The sequence below is a fragment of the Chlorobium phaeovibrioides genome, from assembly GCF_003968655.1.
GTDB lineage: Bacteria > Bacteroidota > Chlorobiia > Chlorobiales > Chlorobiaceae > Chlorobium > Chlorobium phaeovibrioides.
This window is the reverse complement of record NZ_RXYK01000004.1, coordinates 1-15263: the sequence shown is the minus strand read 5'-3', so window position 1 is coordinate 15263 and position 15263 is coordinate 1. Positions and strand designations below refer to the sequence as shown.

At 53.3% G+C, this 15263-nt stretch carries 12 protein-coding genes; 8 read left to right on the top strand and 4 right to left on the bottom strand.

The window, feature by feature from the left end:
• Positions 1-85: 85 nt before the first annotated feature.
• Both glyA and EKD02_RS03695 read right to left on the bottom strand, forming a co-directional pair.
• A complete protein-coding gene (gene glyA / locus EKD02_RS03700; protein ID WP_011890615.1) occupies positions 86-1411 on the bottom strand; it encodes a serine hydroxymethyltransferase in 1326 nt (441 codons plus the stop codon).
• A gap of 95 nt (positions 1412-1506) precedes the next feature.
• A complete protein-coding gene (locus EKD02_RS03695; protein WP_011890616.1) occupies positions 1507-2739 on the bottom strand; it encodes a bifunctional 3,4-dihydroxy-2-butanone-4-phosphate synthase/GTP cyclohydrolase II in 1233 nt (410 codons plus the stop codon).
• 225 nt (positions 2740-2964) lie between these two features.
• Here EKD02_RS03695 and carB point away from each other — a divergent pair, with 225 nt between their 5' ends.
• Complete coding sequence (carB, locus tag EKD02_RS03690) at positions 2965-4824, top strand: carbamoyl-phosphate synthase large subunit (protein ID WP_011890617.1); 1860 nt, start codon at positions 2965-2967, stop codon at positions 4822-4824.
• Between the two features lie 15 nt (positions 4825-4839).
• Complete coding sequence (locus tag EKD02_RS03685; RefSeq protein ID WP_011890618.1) at positions 4840-5307, top strand: hypothetical protein; 468 nt, start codon at positions 4840-4842, stop codon at positions 5305-5307.
• Positions 5308-5314: 7 nt separating this feature from the next.
• On the opposite strand, the gene EKD02_RS03680 is transcribed toward EKD02_RS03685, so the two are convergent.
• Positions 5315-6181, bottom strand: a complete 867-nt coding sequence (locus tag EKD02_RS03680; RefSeq protein ID WP_126383864.1) for a metallophosphoesterase family protein — start codon at positions 6179-6181, stop codon at positions 5315-5317.
• 179 nt (positions 6182-6360) lie between these two features.
• On the opposite strand from EKD02_RS03680, the gene glgP reads away from it, so the two are divergent.
• The 3 genes from glgP to ispF all read left to right on the top strand — a co-directional run bounded on the left by glgP (position 6361) and on the right by ispF (position 10251).
• Complete coding sequence (glgP, locus tag EKD02_RS03675; RefSeq protein WP_126342098.1) at positions 6361-8481, top strand: alpha-glucan family phosphorylase; 2121 nt, start codon at positions 6361-6363, stop codon at positions 8479-8481.
• A 98-nt stretch (positions 8482-8579) separates the two neighbouring features.
• The gene (locus tag EKD02_RS03670) at positions 8580-9512 is read left to right on the top strand and encodes a dihydroorotate dehydrogenase (protein ID WP_011890621.1); all 933 of its coding nucleotides are present in this window, start codon (positions 8580-8582) and stop codon (positions 9510-9512) included.
• 265 nt (positions 9513-9777) lie between these two features.
• Complete coding sequence (gene ispF, locus EKD02_RS03665) at positions 9778-10251, top strand: 2-C-methyl-D-erythritol 2,4-cyclodiphosphate synthase (protein WP_011890622.1); 474 nt, start codon at positions 9778-9780, stop codon at positions 10249-10251.
• Between the two features lie 7 nt (positions 10252-10258).
• Here the strand turns inward: ispF and EKD02_RS03660 are convergent, their stop codons facing one another.
• Positions 10259-11527 (bottom strand): ABC transporter permease, encoded by a 1269-nt coding sequence (locus tag EKD02_RS03660; protein ID WP_126383862.1) that lies wholly within the window; start codon positions 11525-11527, stop codon positions 10259-10261.
• Positions 11528-11681: 154 nt separating this feature from the next.
• Here EKD02_RS03660 and EKD02_RS03655 point away from each other — a divergent pair, with 154 nt between their 5' ends.
• The 3 genes from EKD02_RS03655 to holB all read left to right on the top strand — a co-directional run bounded on the left by EKD02_RS03655 (position 11682) and on the right by holB (position 15131).
• Positions 11682-12887, top strand: a complete 1206-nt coding sequence (locus tag EKD02_RS03655; protein WP_126383860.1) for a 6-phosphofructokinase — start codon at positions 11682-11684, stop codon at positions 12885-12887.
• Positions 12888-13035: 148 nt separating this feature from the next.
• Positions 13036-13947 carry a branched-chain amino acid transaminase gene (locus EKD02_RS03650; protein WP_011890625.1) on the top strand — a complete coding sequence of 304 codons (912 nt, stop codon included), beginning with the start codon at positions 13036-13038 and terminating at the stop codon, positions 13945-13947.
• Between the two features lie 20 nt (positions 13948-13967).
• Positions 13968-15131 (top strand): DNA polymerase III subunit delta', encoded by a 1164-nt coding sequence (holB, locus tag EKD02_RS03645; RefSeq protein ID WP_126342096.1) that lies wholly within the window; start codon positions 13968-13970, stop codon positions 15129-15131.
• Positions 15132-15263: the final 132 nt, after the last annotated feature.

Genomic DNA, 15263 nt, shown 5'->3' with positions numbered 1-15263 from the left:
CCCCCTGACAAGACACAGCCGCCCCATTCGAAATGACATGGGGCGGCTGAAGTGGCTTTTGGGTACAAAGAGGAAAGTGTGCCGTTCAGGAGGGCGTCACACCATATCCCTCAAGCGGATTTCTGAGACAGAGCGAACGAATCTCCTCCTTGACGCTGCGGCATACAGAGGAGGACTCCGGTGAAGCCGCTGACAGAATGACCCTGTCAATCAGCTCGGCAATCAGCCGGCTGTCGTCTTCATTCATTCCGCGGGTTGTCATGGCTGCAGTACCGATACGGATGCCACTGGTCACGAATGGCGACTTGTCATCAAAAGGAACCATGTTCTTGTTGACGGTTATGCCGGCTTCGTGCAATGTGTTCTCTACAACCTTGCCGGTAATATCCTTGTTCCGGAGATCAAGCAGCATCAGATGGTTCTTCGTTCCGCCGCTCACAATGTTGTAACCGAGGCTCAGGAACCGCTCCGACATAGCTGCAGCATTACTGCGCACCTGCATTGCATACTGACGGAACTCCGGACGAAGAGCCTCGCCGAAAGCAACAGCCTTGCCGGCAATAATGTGCATGAGAGGACCGCCCTGAATGCCGGGCATCACCTCTGCGTCCATCACTTCCGACATCATCTTCACCCGTTGCCCGTTTTTGGTTTTGATGGTAATCCCCATCGGGTTTTCAAAGTCTTTGCCCATCATGATCATGCCACCGCGAGGACCACGAAGGGTCTTGTGTGTGGTGGTGGTCACAAAATGGCAATGCGGCATCGGATCGCTGAGCAGGCCACTGACAATAAGTCCTGCAGGATGGGCGATATCGGCCATCAGGAATGCCCCGACTTTGTCGGCAATTTCACGGAAGGCCTTGAAGTCAAACCCCTGGGAATAAGCACTTGCGCCACAGATAATAAGGCGGGGACGAACCTCAAGGGCCATTTTCTCCACCTGGTTCATATCAATTATACCGGTTTCGCCATCAACTCCGTAAGCATGGGCCTTGTACATCTGCCCGGAAAAATTGACCGAACTGCCGTGCGTGAGGTGGCCGCCATGGGAAAGGTCGAGACCCATGATGCAGTCACCGGGTTTGAGCACAGAAAAAAGCACCGCCATGTTTGCGCTTGAACCTGAGTGCGGCTGAACATTGACATACTCGCAGCCGAAAAGTTTTTTTGCACGGTCGCGCGCAAGATTCTCGGCTATATCAACAAACTCACAGCCACCATAGTAGCGCTTGCCGGGATAACCCTCGGCATATTTATTGGTCATCACCGAACCGCAGGCCTGCATGACTGCGCGACTGGTGAAATTCTCCGAGGCAATGAGCTCAAGGGTTTCCATCTGACGGCCAGTCTCAAGGGCTATCGCCTCAAAAACCTCTCTGTCCTGCATCTTCAGAATATCGGTGTCCATCGTCTCTCGTTCCTTTTCCCTCTGTAGGGAAGTTTAAGGGTTTATGCTTTCGCTTTTTGTCAATAAGGAAATTCAATCCCGTGCCGGGCAAGCCTTCAATGATTCCCGCTGCCGCACGAGCAACTGATCATGTGGCCCATCTTGTCCCGTTTGGTTTCAAGGTATGTTTTATTGACGGCATTAGGCTCAATTTCAAGGGGCACCCGCTCCACGATTTCAAGCCCGTAGCCCTCAAGGCCGACAACCTTTTTCGGGTTGTTTGTCATCAGGCGCATCTTTCTGACACCGAGGTCCTGAAGAATCTGTGCGCCGATGCCATAGTCGCGCAGATCAGCCTTGAATCCCAGTTCTTCATTGGCCTCAACGGTATCAAACCCATCGTCCTGAAGATTGTAAGCCTTGAGTTTATTGATAAGGCCAATCCCCCGCCCCTCCTGCATCAGGTAGACAAGAACGCCACGCCCCTCTTTCTCTATCATTCTGAGCGCAGAGGCGAGCTGGTTGCCGCAGTCGCAGCGGAGCGAAGCAAAGGTGTCGCCTGTGGCACACTGCGAATGCACCCGAACGAGCACCGGTTCATCGGTTGAAACATCCCCCTTCACAAAGGCCATATGGTTTTGCTGGTCGGTAAACGACTCATACGCCATCAGGCGGAACTCTCCGTATGCAGTTGGAATATTTGACTCAACAGCCCTCTGCACCAGCTTGCTGCGGCGCATCTGAAAAGCAACAAGATCCTTGATGGTGATGAGCTTCAGACCAAACTTCTCCTTTATGGTCATGAGGTCCGCCAGGCGGGCCATGCTTCCGTCCTCATGGAGAATTTCACAGAGCAGCCCCACCGGACTGCACCCGGCAAGCCGTGCCAGGTCAACAGCCGCCTCAGTATGGCCGACCCGGCGAAGCACACCGCCGTCCATCGCCCGCAGGGGGAAAATATGTCCCGGGCGTGAAAAACTGTCGGCATGGGAAGTTTCGTCGCCAAGCATTTTTATGGTCATTGCCCGATCATATACGGAAATGCCGGTTGTCACGCCCTCGGCAATTGCATCAACAGATACGGTAAAATTGGTTTCGTGCTGCGAGGTGTTGCGCTGCACCATCGGTTCAAGCTGCAGTTCTTTGGCCCGATCCATTGTTACGGCAACGCAGAGAAGGCCACGCGCCTCTTTGGTGATAAAATTGATCATCTCGGTCGTCACCTTGTCGGCAGCGGCAATAAAATCACCCTCGTTCTCCCTCTCTTCATCATCAATGACGATGACCAGCTTCCCCTGCCCGATATCCTCAAGAGCAGATTCTATAGTATCAATACGCTTGTTTTCCATAGTCGGTAGTACCTTTATTGCAGAACTTCGTAACCGCGAATTCAAATGTAATCAAAAAAAAATCTCCACCCATTTTCCAGAAAGCTTTTCATCCCCTGCTGCAGCGATCCCTCTTTGTATAGAGATGGACATTTTCGTATACTCTTCGGGCTTATGATATCATGAGGTGAATCATTACCTTTATGGAGCCACGACACTCAATTGATTTAAACCCGTCAAGACTGCATGAGCACACAAGTTTCCGAACCGGCCGAAGAGGTTTTGGCCCTTTCCCGCCGCCTCCCCGCAGACCGTCTCATCACAGCCAAGGAGCACGGTTTTTCCGATCTCCAGATTGCTCATATTTTCAGCACAACCGAGAGCACCGTCCAGGGCCTCAGGAAGCATTACGGCATCAACTCGGTCTTCAAGACCGTTGACACCTGCGCTGCTGAATTTGATGCAAAAACCCCCTACCACTACTCCACCTACGACGAGGAAAACGAATCGGTATCGTCCGACAGGAAAAAGGTCATCATCCTCGGCGGAGGGCCCAACCGCATCGGACAGGGAATAGAGTTTGACTACTGCTGCGTCCAGGCCGTTTTCGCTCTCCGTGAAGCGGGCTATGAAACCATCATGGTCAACTGCAACCCGGAAACAGTCTCAACCGACTACGACATTGCCGACAAACTCTATTTCGAGCCACTGACCTTTGAAGACACCATTCGAATCATAGAGCACGAAAAGCCTCTCGGCGTGATTGTCAGCTTCGGCGGCCAGACCCCGCTGAAACTCTCCGGCAGACTTCACGAAGCCGGAGTCACCATACTCGGAACCTCATCAGAAGGAATTGATCTTGCTGAAGACCGGAAAAAATTCGGAGCGCTGCTCGACCGTCTCAACATCCCCCACCCCGATTACGGAACGGCGGTCAGCCTGGAAGAGGCCCGTGACATCACCACAAGAATCGGCTATCCGGTGCTGGTACGACCCAGCTATGTCCTTGGTGGACGGGCAATGAAAATTATTTACAGTGATGATTCCCTGAAAGAGTATGTCGACCAGGCGCTCTTCATCACTGAAAAGTACCCGCTTCTCATCGACCGCTTTCTGGAAACCGCCGTCGAGTTCGACATCGACGCACTGGCAGACACCACAGACTGTGTCATCAGCGGCATCATGCAGCATGTGGAGGCAGCAGGCATTCACAGCGGCGATTCAACATCGATTCTCCCCTACCACAACATCAGCCCTGAAGTCATTGCCACAATGAAGGAGTACACCCGCATCATGGCGGAGAACCTCAAGGTGGTCGGCCTGATGAATGTGCAGTATGCCGTTCAGAACAACAGCGTCTATGTGATTGAGGTAAACCCGAGAGCCAGCCGCACCGTCCCGTTCGTCGGCAAGGCAACGGCAATTCCCGTCGTCAAGATAGCCACACGCATCATGCTCGGAGAAAAACTCAGCGACCTGCGACGCGAATTCGACCTGAAAGACTGCGATGAGCTTGGCCTGAAACACATGGCCATAAAAGAACCGGTCTTCCCCTTCTCAAAATTCGTCAAATCAGGCGTCTACCTGGGCCCGGAAATGCGCTCAACCGGAGAGGCAATGAGCCTTGCCGAAAAGTTCCCTGAAGCTTTCGCAAAAGCCTATCAGGCCGCCAACATGCATCTCCCCCTGTCAGGATCGGTGTTCATCAGCGTCAACAACCAGGACAAGAACAACAGGATTCTTGATATTGCCCGTTCGCTCTACCGCATGGACTTTGATCTTGTGGCAACCGAAGGAACACACCGGTTCCTCTGTGAAAACGGGATTGAGTGCAAAAAAGTATTCAAGGTTGGCGAAGAGGGGAGGCCGAACATTTTCGACATCATCAAACACGGAAAAATCGACTTCGTCATCAACACCCCCCGGGGGGAGCAGGCACTGCATGACGAAGAGGCAATCGGTGCGGCCTCTGTCCTTTCGAATGTCCCTTTTGTAACCACAATAGAGGCCGCAGAAGCATCAGTTCAGGCAATCGACTGCATCCGCCACGAGGAGTTCGGTGTCAAAAGCCTTCAGGAATATGCCGCCTACAGGAACAAACCATAACCGGAACGCAGCACAATGACGGCATCACTTGACCAGCTCCTTGACGCATCGATACAGCTCGAATTGAATCTGGCTAAACTCTACACCCTCTTCAACGACCTGTTTGAAGAGGACGAGGAATTCTGGTGGCAGCTGTCTATGGAAGAACGGGGGCATGCCGCTCTTCTGCAGCAGGAAAAAAAGGATCCTTCGGTCGTTTTCCCCGAAAACCTTCTCGCCAAAGACCTGCTGGCCCTCAATGAGTCGAATGGACGAATCACCGCTCTTGTCACTCAGTTCAGGCAAAACCCTCCCACTCGCAGAGAGGCTTTTGATATAGCTCTCGAGCTTGAACTCTCAGCAGGAGAATCTCACTACCAGGAATTTCTGGACAGCCCTTCGGAATCAGCAACCGCAAACATTTTCAAGCAGCTGAACCAGGAAGACAGGGACCATGCTGAAAGAATCCGCAGCTATATGACGGAATCAGGCATCAGGAACTGAGCCCCCCTCACAATGGGATATCGGAAAACTCCTGAGTGAATGAACCATCTTCAGCTATCCAGAGAGCACTGAAGCGCTTTGACGCATACCGGAAACTGCCCCCGTTGATAAACTCTATGCCTCCGCTTGTATAGGTCTGGAAGCGATGGAAATGACCATGCAGCACAACTCTGGCATCTATTTCCCGCATCACTTGAAGAAAATCATCCCTGTTTTTCAGCTCCATTGTCCAGTCGAACGCCTGGTCAAGCAGACGGTCGGTTCCATACACCTTCAATGCATGATGGCACAGCCCTATGACAAACGACCCTGAAAGAGCCTTCCTCACCGCCGGGGAAGCGATGGCGCGAAGCTCTGAAGGGTCAATGACCCCGCGTGCCCCCAGCGGGTTATCGGTCGGTGACCAGGCATGAACGGAGTTGCACGCTACAATGGAAAGGGTGGCAGCCGGAAAACGCATCACCTTGATGAAGGGAAAAGCCGGTTCAGTATCATCCCCGCCAGTAACCAGCTCACGGAAAAACCTGCAGAATGATTCCGCCCGCTGGCGGCACGCCCTCTCCCGAAGACCCTGCAGAGGGTTCATGGCATTGTAGAAACGCATCTCCTCCTCCAGCCTTATCAGGTCATGATTTCCAGCAACAACAGTTGTCCGCTCCCAATGATACCAGCCATGACGGACAAGTTTATCCTTCACAATCGCCCAATCCTCCGTGCGTCCACGATCCGAAAGATCCCCGGAAATAACCAGATGATCATAGCCCGAAACATTCAGATACTCAAGCATCCGGTCAAGATCCTGAAGCTGCCGTCCCTCACCTGAACCTGCAATATGCAGATCGGAAATATGGGCAATGTGTACATCGTGTTTCATCTTGGAGAGAATTTTGCGGTTTTGAGCTCTAAAAGAGTAAATTGTGCAAACGCAATTCACCGGCGATAAAAAAGCCGTAATAAATCAGGGGCACAGGAAGACTTCAGCAAGATACCTTCTTTCTCCCATTTATTTCAATCCGCTGCCCTATGGGCATGCCCAAGAGACCTCTTCTTATCATGCAGAAAACAATAAGCGCCCTTAAAGATCTTTCCAACAACCTCTGGTGGTCATGGGACACCGAAGCCAAGCAGATATTCGAAGATCTTTCTCCCCTCCTCTGGGAACGAAACAACCATAATCCGGTAGAACTGCTCCGCCACATATCCAATGAAGAACTTGCGGCCCGTTGCCAGTGCGAACTGGGTGAGAGAATCCTCAATGTCCACAGCCGTTTTCAGGACTACCTGAACAGCAAAGAAACCTGGGCACTGAAGGATGCGCCGGAGCTCACCAAAAATCCTGTTGCATACTTCAGCGCCGAGTTCGGCATTCATGAAAGTGTAAGAATCTATTCAGGAGGCCTCGGCGTCCTTGCCGGTGACCACATCAAATCGGCCAGTGACCTCGGCATCAACTTCATCGGCATCACGCTGTTCTACAAAGAGGGCTACTTCCGCCAGTACCTCAACGAGGATGGATGGCAGATGGAGGACTATCCTCTGCAGTATGCAGAAAGCCTTCCCATTGAAAAAGTGACCGGCCCCGACGGCAAGGACCTTGTCATTTCCGTCAATATTGCCCAGAGCGAAGTGTTCGCACAGGCATGGAAGCTCAAAGTCGGCCGTGCAACCCTCTATCTGCTCGACACAAACATTCCTGCAAACGAGTCGCACTACCGCGACATCTGCTGCAGGGTCTACGGCGGCGACCAGAACATGCGCATCAACCAGGAGATCGTGCTCGGTATAGGAGGCGCGAAGCTGCTCGACAGCCTTGGTGTGAAACCGGCCGTCTACCATATGAATGAAGGCCACTCGGCATTCCTCACCCTTGAGCTCCTCGCCGGCGAACTCGCAGCAGGAAAAAAGAAGGAAGAGGCCATGGAAGCGGTGAAAAAGCGCTGCGTCTTTACCACACACACCCCGGTGCCGGCAGGACACGACCGCTTCTCGCGCGACATGATGCATTACACCTTCGACAAATACCTCTCCAAAACGGGGATGGATTTTGAGGATCTGATGCTGCTTGGCTCCGAAGACCCGAAAAACACCCAGGGGCTCTTCACCATGACCGTGCTCTCTCTCAACCTCTCACGCGCGGCCAACGGTGTTTCAAAACTGCACGGCGAAGTGTCACGGGAAATGTGGCAGCACCTCTTCCCCGGCAAAAAAATTGAAGAGGTACCCATCGGCCACATCACCAACGGCGTCCACGCACCCAGCTGGGGCTGCGGCTACACAGACTCGTTCTGGAAGAAATTCACCGAAGATCTTGAAGCAATGACCCTCTCGCGCGAAGCTGCGGAGGAGGCGCTTGCAAAAGTTTCTGACGAAGAGCTCTGGTCACTGCGTTACACACTCAAACGCAACCTGATGGACTTCATCCATCGCTATATCGACAACCAGCTCTTCCATCAGCACAGCCCATCGCGTTCAAACGAATATGACGCCATGCGCTCGGAAAAAAACACCCTTTCACCTGACATCCTGACCATAGGCTTTGCCCGCCGCTTTGCAACCTACAAGCGGGCACCGATGATTTTCAGCGACCTTGAGCGGCTCAACCGGATCATCAATAATCCGAAAATGCCGATGCAGATCATTTTTGCCGGCAAAGCCCATCCGCATGATGATGCAGGCAAGGACTTCATCCGCCAGATTGTACAGCACTCCCGCCGTCCCGAGTTCACCGGACGGGTCATTTTCCTGGAGAACTACAACCTCGGTGTTGCAAAACGCATGGTATCGGGCGTTGACATCTGGCTCAACAACCCTGTCCGTCCCATGGAGGCCAGCGGAACTTCCGGAGAAAAAACTGTCCTGCACGGTGGCCTGAACTTCAGCGTTCTTGACGGATGGTGGCCTGAAGCCTACAATGGCGAAAACGGCTGGTCCATCGGCAACGGAGAAATCTTCGACAACCACGAAGAGCAGGACCGCTTTGACGCTGAACAGATCTACTCCGTACTGGAAAACCAGATTCTGCCCACATTCTACGAACGCAACGAACACAACATCCCCACACGGTGGATCAAAAAAATCCGGAATGCAATTGCAACCATTGCACCCGAATACAACACCCACAGGATGGTTCGCGACTACGCAACCAAATACTACCTCACCGGCGGAGGGAAGTAAGCGAACGCTGAACAGGCAGTGAACAAAAAAGAGCACAAGGGGCTGCCGGCAGAAATTCCGGCAGCCCCTTTCTGCATTGAAACCGCAAATCGACCAGCATGAAGAACAGCAGCACACAAGCCCCGGCAATCAATCTCGGAAGGGGTCTCACACTGAAGTCACCAGTTCTTCTGGCCTCAGGCACCGTATCCTACGGAGAAGAACTCAGCCGCCTTACCGACCTTTCAGCCATCGGTGGCCTGGTCACCAAGGCAATTTCGCTTGAACCCCGAACCGGCAACCCGCCCCGGCGAATTGCCGAAACCCCTTGCGGAATGGTCAATGCAATCGGCCTCGCCAATGTGGGAATTGAGAGGTTCATTGCTGACAAAGTCCCCTTCCTCCGTACTCTCGACACATCAATCATCGTCAATATTGCCGGACGCTCGATTGACGACTACCTGGAAGTGGTCTCACGCCTTGACGCAGTTCCCGGTCTTGATGCCTATGAAATCAACCTCTCCTGCCCCAATGTGAAAGGCGAGTGCATGATTATGGGGGTGAGCCCCGATGCAACCCGTGAGATCGTGACGGAACTGAGGGCCATTACCTCCCGCCACCTGATGATCAAGCTTACACCCAATGTGACCTCCATCAGCTCAATAGCCCTTGCCGCCGAAGCAGCAGGAGCTGACTCCCTGTCGCTCATCAACACAGTAGTCGGAATGGCTGTTGACTGGAAAAAACGCCGTCCACTCCTGACCAATGTAACAGGAGGCCTTTCAGGGCCGGCAATCAAGCCGATAGCCCTGGCAAAAGTGTGGGAAGTATATAACGCCGTCTCCATACCGGTTGTAGGCATGGGCGGCATCGCCTCATTTGACGACGCCATGGAGTTTCTTGTGACAGGCGCAAGCGCCATTCAGATCGGTACCATGAACTTCGTGCAGCCGGATATCGGCGAAAAAGTAGCGGCGGCAATCGAGAAATTCTTCTCAACGCCCGGTGCCCCGACTCCTCAAGAGTTCAAGGGAAGCCTCGTCACCGGATGACACCCCCCTCTTTCATCCAGACGCGCCGACTCGAAAGCAAGCGGTTCCGAAGCAGGCTCTTCGAACCAAACACCTCGAGCGTCATCGCTTTAAGGGGGCCGGTCCACATCCTTCAAAAGGGTGTCATACTGCTCCATAAACGCTGCAGTCGCAGCGGATTCATACGGCCTTTTGCGTAACCAATCATCATGGGCAAATTCATATATTCACCCTTTTATCCTATCTTGGATACCTGCTGAACAACAACATAAAACCCGTTCCTGCCATGCGTATCGGTATAGGTATTGATGTCCACTCCTTCAAAGAGGGGAGAAAACTTATCGTCGGCGGTGTCGACATTCCCTCACCCAAAGGGCTTGACGGCCACAGCGACGCCGATGTGCTTCTGCACGCCGTCAGCGACGCCCTGCTTGGCGCTGCCGCCCTTGGCGACATCGGCCTCCACTTCCCCGACACCAGTCCGGAATTCAAAGACATTGACAGCATGATTCTCTTGAAGCATGTGGGAAAACTGCTGGAGAAAAATGGCTGGCGTACCGTCAATGTTGACGCAATGCTGCTGCTTGAAGCACCCAAAATCGCCCCCTTCGTCGTTGACATGCGGAAAAACATCGCCCGCTGTCTCCAGATAGAAACCGACCTTGTATCGGTCAAAGCCACAACCAACGAAAAGCTCGGCTATATCGGCCGTGAAGAAGGCGCTGCAGCCCACGCAGTCTGCATCATAGAAAAAGCCTGAGAGTAATCTACACTTCGCCGCGAAGAATGCTGACCGGCATATAGGAGGTCGCTTTGCGTGCCGGACTGATGGAGGAGATCACAGCGATGACAATGCCGAACAGGGCGACAATCAGGTGCGCATCGGGCGACTCAAGAATGTTGATCCGATCAGCCTTCAGCACACCGGCAGTCGTCGCTTCAAATCGTATGGTGGAAATGGCGTGACAGATGACATGACCTATCGGACTGCCGAACAGGACGCCGAGAATGCCTATCATCAAACCCTCCAGCATGAATATCCGGGTAATGCTCGAAGCCCGGACTCCCATGGAGCGGAGGATTGCAATATCTTTCACCTTCTGCAGCACCACCGTCGTCATGACTGATGAAACCCCCAGACCGGCAACCACAAACACAAACCCCACCAACACCAGCGTTATGGCCGCATTGCGGTTGTAGAAATCAATCACATTGCGATTGGTCTCGTCCCAGCTCTCGCTTTTGTAACCGGTGGCAGACTGCACCAGAGCCGCCGTAGCGGCAGCCCGCTCCACCCGGCTGGTACTCAGTCCGATACCGCTCACAGAACTTGATGCAATCCCCTCCATCCGCTGGGCAAGGGCAAGGTTCACAATTGCCTCCCGTTCATCCTTGACATTGAATCCGCTGCCAAAACGGCCGACAAGAGTTGCGCTGAACTCCTCCCCGTTTTTAGTCACCAGAACCACACGGTCCCTATAGCGGAGATGAAGCTTCTCGGCCAGAAGATACCCGGCAATCATCCCGTTGGGAGTAGCGCCGAGCTCCTCAATGGCATTCGGGTCCAGCAGATTTTTGCGCAGTCCTGCAATATCAGCCTCAAGTTCCGGCACAACCCCCTTGAGAACACAGGGGGTAAAACGGGTTTTATTACGGGCAATCACCCGGCTCTCCACAAAAGGCGAAATACGGCTCACCCCGCTGACACCGGCAATGGCCTCAACCACCCCCGTATAGCTTTTGATCACCACTTCATCATCAGGCGTAACATTCTTCACCACCATCGAGACCTGCCCGCCCGCTTGCGGGACGATGTTATCGGGCACAAGCGGCGTCACCCGATCCGCCTTCACCAGCACATGGGGGCTGGTATCAATAACCTTCGAAATCACATTGGCCGATGAACCCCGTGCCACCGAAATGGTGGTTATCAGCATCGCCGACCCCACTGCTACGCCGAGTGCGGTCAGCAGCGTCTGGCGGCGGCGCTCCCTGAGATGCACAAAAGCAAATCGCAGATGATCCATCCAGTCCATGACAATCGGGTTAAATTCCGGGGAACCCTTCGTTGAATAATCATACAAAAAATCTATCTTGACAGCAGAACATCAGGAAAGCGATTTCCTGACAAATAAATAAATTCGGGGCTCATAATCCAACCCGTTTAAAAAGAGAAGGAGAAGGGACACAGTGAAAAAAATCGGCATCCTCACCAGCGGTGGCGACTGCGGCGGTCTCAATGCAGTCCTCAAAGGCGCCGCGCTCATGGCGCAGGCAAAAGAACTTGAGCTCTTCATCATACCCAACGGCTACGCAGGACTCTACAACCTCATCGACCAGGACCACATTGTTCGTCTCGACCAGCAGAGGCTCGACCGGTTTGACGCAACATTCGCCGGCTCGGAAGCAGGCCACTCCCGCGTAAAAGTCAAAGCAATCAGCAACCCGGAAAAATACAACCGTATCAAAGCGGGGATGAAAAAGTTTGAGCTTGACGGCCTTGTCATCAGCGGCGGCGACGACTCAGGCAGCGTCATGGTTGACCTCAACCAGAACGGAATCCAGTGCATCCACGCACCAAAAACAATGGACCTCGACCTGCAGACCTACTCGGTCGGGGGCGACTCGACAATCAACCGCATCGCAGAATTCGTCCACGACCTGAAAACAACCGGCAAAACCCACAACCGGGTTCTTGTCACAGAAGTCTTCGGCCGTTATGCCGGCCATACATCCTTCCGCAGCGGCGTTGCCGCCGAGGCAGACTGCATTCTCATTCCTGAAATCCCGACTGATTGGGATGTGGTATACGATCACCTTGCGGAACGCTTCACACGCCGAATCCGCCAGAACGATGTCCACAGCGGGACATACACCATCGTTGTAGCCGAAGGGCTCAAAAATGCCGATGGAAGCGACATTGTCGACGAAGGCGCCGGCATTGACGCATTCGGACACAAGAAACTTGCGGGTGCAGGAAAATTCACCTGTCAGGAAATCCAGAAGAGGATGAAGGCCGACCCTGCCATGCCGCTCTTCATGAAAGAGACCGGAATGTTTGTTGAAGGGATCTATGAAATCCCGGAGGTTCGTGAAATCCATCCCGGCCACCTTGTGCGCTGCGGCAGTTCATCGGCCTACGACACCAACTTCGGCTTTGAGGCCGGTGCGGCAGCCGTCCTGCTTCTCCTTGATGGGAAAACAGGTGTTACTGTATCGAAAGTCAAAGGGCGCAAGGTTGAATACATTGCATCGGAAAAAGCCATTGTGCAGCGACATGTTGATCTTGAACAGGTCTCCATGTACGAATCGCTCGGCATCTGCTTTGGCCGCAAACCGGTTCCCTACGAGCCGATTCTTCGTGAAGTCGACGGCGTCTACGAAAGGATCTACTGAGCTCCGCAACAGGATAAACCATACCAGCAAAAAGCCCCGCACACTCCTGCGGGGCTTTTTGTCGTCGGCGATTTTTCAAATCACCAAAAACAACACTATCTTTATCAGACTGTAGCCCAAAAGCCATAACACACCAATGTCTCTCACTATGAACAAGTCTCTCAAAATCTGGATGAACGGCGAACTCATCGACTGGAACGACGCCAAAATCCATATTCTTTCGCATGTCGTCCACTACGGTTCATCCATTTTTGAAGGAATCCGCTGCTATGAAACCGCCAAAGGCTCAGCCATCCTTTTTCTCGATGAACATATCCGCCGCCTCAGGGACTCGGCAAAAATCTATCGCATTGAAATTCCATACTCAGAAAAAGAACTGAAGGAAGCCGTCATCAGCACCATACAGGCAAACAGCCATAAATCCTGCTATGTACGCCCGCTGGTCTACCGCGGACAGGGTGCGCTTGGAGTCAACCCCCACCGCGCATCGATAGAGGTTGCCATCGCCACCTGGGAATGGGGAACCTACCTCGGCGAAGATGTCCTTGAAACCGGAGTCGATGTCAGGGTATCATCATGGAACCGCCTTGCACCAAACACCCTTCCCTCCTGGGCCAAAGCCGGAGGGAACTACCTGAACTCGCAGCTTATCAAAATGGAAGCCCTGACGGACGACTACGCCGAAGGGATTGCACTCGATGTCAACGGCTATGTGTCAGAAGGCAGCGGCGAGAACATTTTCATTATCCGCGACAATGTCATCCACACGCCCATGTCGGCCCAGTCTATACTTCCCGGATTCACCCGCGGAGCCGTCATGCACATTGCCCGGGAACTTGGCTATGAGGTAAAGGAGACCATGATTCCCCGCGAAGCACTCTATGTTGCCGACGAGGTCTTCCTGACAGGAACGGCAGCAGAAATAACGCCTGTCAGAAGCATCGACAAATACCCCATCGGCAACGAAAAACGGGGCCCCGTCACCGAAGCACTCCAGCACCAGTATCTGAACATTCTGCAGACAGGCGAAGACCCATACAGCTGGCTCACATTCATCTGAATGAAGAGGATTTCAGAAGTATGAGCTGGAACACCGTCATAGGACAACAGCAGCAGGTCCGTGTTCTCAGAAGCGCCCTCCTTGGAGGGCGGCTGGCTCATGCCTACCTGTTCACCGGCCCCGACGGTGCCGGCAAAGAGATGGTTGCATTTGAACTCGCAAAAGCTCTCTCCTGCACTAGTTCGGGCACTTCGCCTGAAGGCGCCTGCGGGCTTTGCGCCGACTGCAGGGAAATGGAAGCACTGCTCCATCCGAATGTCGAATATCTCTTCCCCGTAGAGTCCGCGCTGCTTGAAGGGAGCGACTCGCCGAAAAAGGACAACAGGAAATTCACAGAGGCGAAAGAGCGGTACGACACACTTCTGGAACAGAAAAAAGCAAACCCCTACTTCACCCCATGCATGGACCGTTCCATGGGAATTCTCACCGAACAGGTCATTCAGCTTCAGCAGAAAGCCTCATTCATGCCCCGTGAAGGGAGCCGGAAAGTGTTCATCATTTCGCAGGCCGACCGCCTGCACCCCTCTGCAGCCAACAAGCTTCTCAAGCTGCTAGAAGAGCCTCCGCCGCATATCCTCTTCATCCTTGTCTCCTCCAGACCCGAATCGCTCCTCCCGACAATCCGCTCCCGATGTCAGGAAATCATATTCCAGCGCATACCCGAAAGAGAGCTCCGTTCATGGATGGAAGAGCAGAGAACCGACATTGCACCAGACGAGAGGGAAAGCATTGTCAAAGCATCACGGGGAAGTCTTCGCCGGGCATGGGAACTGATGCTGAACCGCATGGAACCGGGTTTTGAACCCGCAGAAAAGGCCATCCGGACAAAAGCCCTCGACTACCTGCGCAGTATCCTGATGGCCGGCCACTTCCACAAAGCCATTCTCAGCGCTGAAGAGCAGACAAAAAACCTTTCCCGGCAGGAGCTGATACTCTTCATATCATCAATACTCCTCTTTCTTCAGGATGCCATGCATCGAAGCATCAATCCCGCCTTTGCAAACCTCAACAACCCCGACATCGCCGATGCTGTCGACAGGTTTGCCCGCAACTTCCCCAACCCCGACCTGATGGCCATCTCCACCCTTGCCGAAGAATCCATCCGCTCGCTCGAACGAAACGCCGGCAGCCTGCTCGTCATGGCAGCATTCACCAGCCAACTCCGCCCGCTCATCAAAAACTAGGGGACATCCTATATTGAAACCATCAAACACAAAGTTTTCCCGTTTGCATAATAATCCCACCAGTGCTTTGTAAAGCACGAAAAAAGAGGCGGGTTGCTCACTTCTGTAGAATCTCGTACCTTATCGTTATCG

Excerpts from the sequence above, each read along its gene's own strand:
- EKD02_RS03660 (WP_126383862.1), bottom strand. The coding sequence starts at position 11,527 with ATGGACTGGATGGATCATCTGCGATTTGCTTTTGTGCATCTCAGGGAG.
- ispF (WP_011890622.1), top strand. The coding sequence starts at position 9,778 with ATGCGTATCGGTATAGGTATTGATGTCCACTCCTTCAAAGAGGGGAGA.
- EKD02_RS03650 (WP_011890625.1), top strand. The coding sequence starts at position 13,036 with ATGAACAAGTCTCTCAAAATCTGGATGAACGGCGAACTCATCGACTGG.
- EKD02_RS03695 (WP_011890616.1), bottom strand. The coding sequence starts at position 2,739 with ATGGAAAACAAGCGTATTGATACTATAGAATCTGCTCTTGAGGATATC.
- carB (WP_011890617.1), top strand. The coding sequence starts at position 2,965 with ATGAGCACACAAGTTTCCGAACCGGCCGAAGAGGTTTTGGCCCTTTCC.
- EKD02_RS03680 (WP_126383864.1), bottom strand. The coding sequence starts at position 6,181 with ATGAAACACGATGTACACATTGCCCATATTTCCGATCTGCATATTGCA.
- glgP (WP_126342098.1), top strand. The coding sequence starts at position 6,361 with ATGCAGAAAACAATAAGCGCCCTTAAAGATCTTTCCAACAACCTCTGG.
- EKD02_RS03670 (WP_011890621.1), top strand. The coding sequence starts at position 8,580 with ATGAAGAACAGCAGCACACAAGCCCCGGCAATCAATCTCGGAAGGGGT.
- EKD02_RS03685 (WP_011890618.1), top strand. The coding sequence starts at position 4,840 with ATGACGGCATCACTTGACCAGCTCCTTGACGCATCGATACAGCTCGAA.
- holB (WP_126342096.1), top strand. The coding sequence starts at position 13,968 with ATGAGCTGGAACACCGTCATAGGACAACAGCAGCAGGTCCGTGTTCTC.
- glyA (WP_011890615.1), bottom strand. The coding sequence starts at position 1,411 with ATGGACACCGATATTCTGAAGATGCAGGACAGAGAGGTTTTTGAGGCG.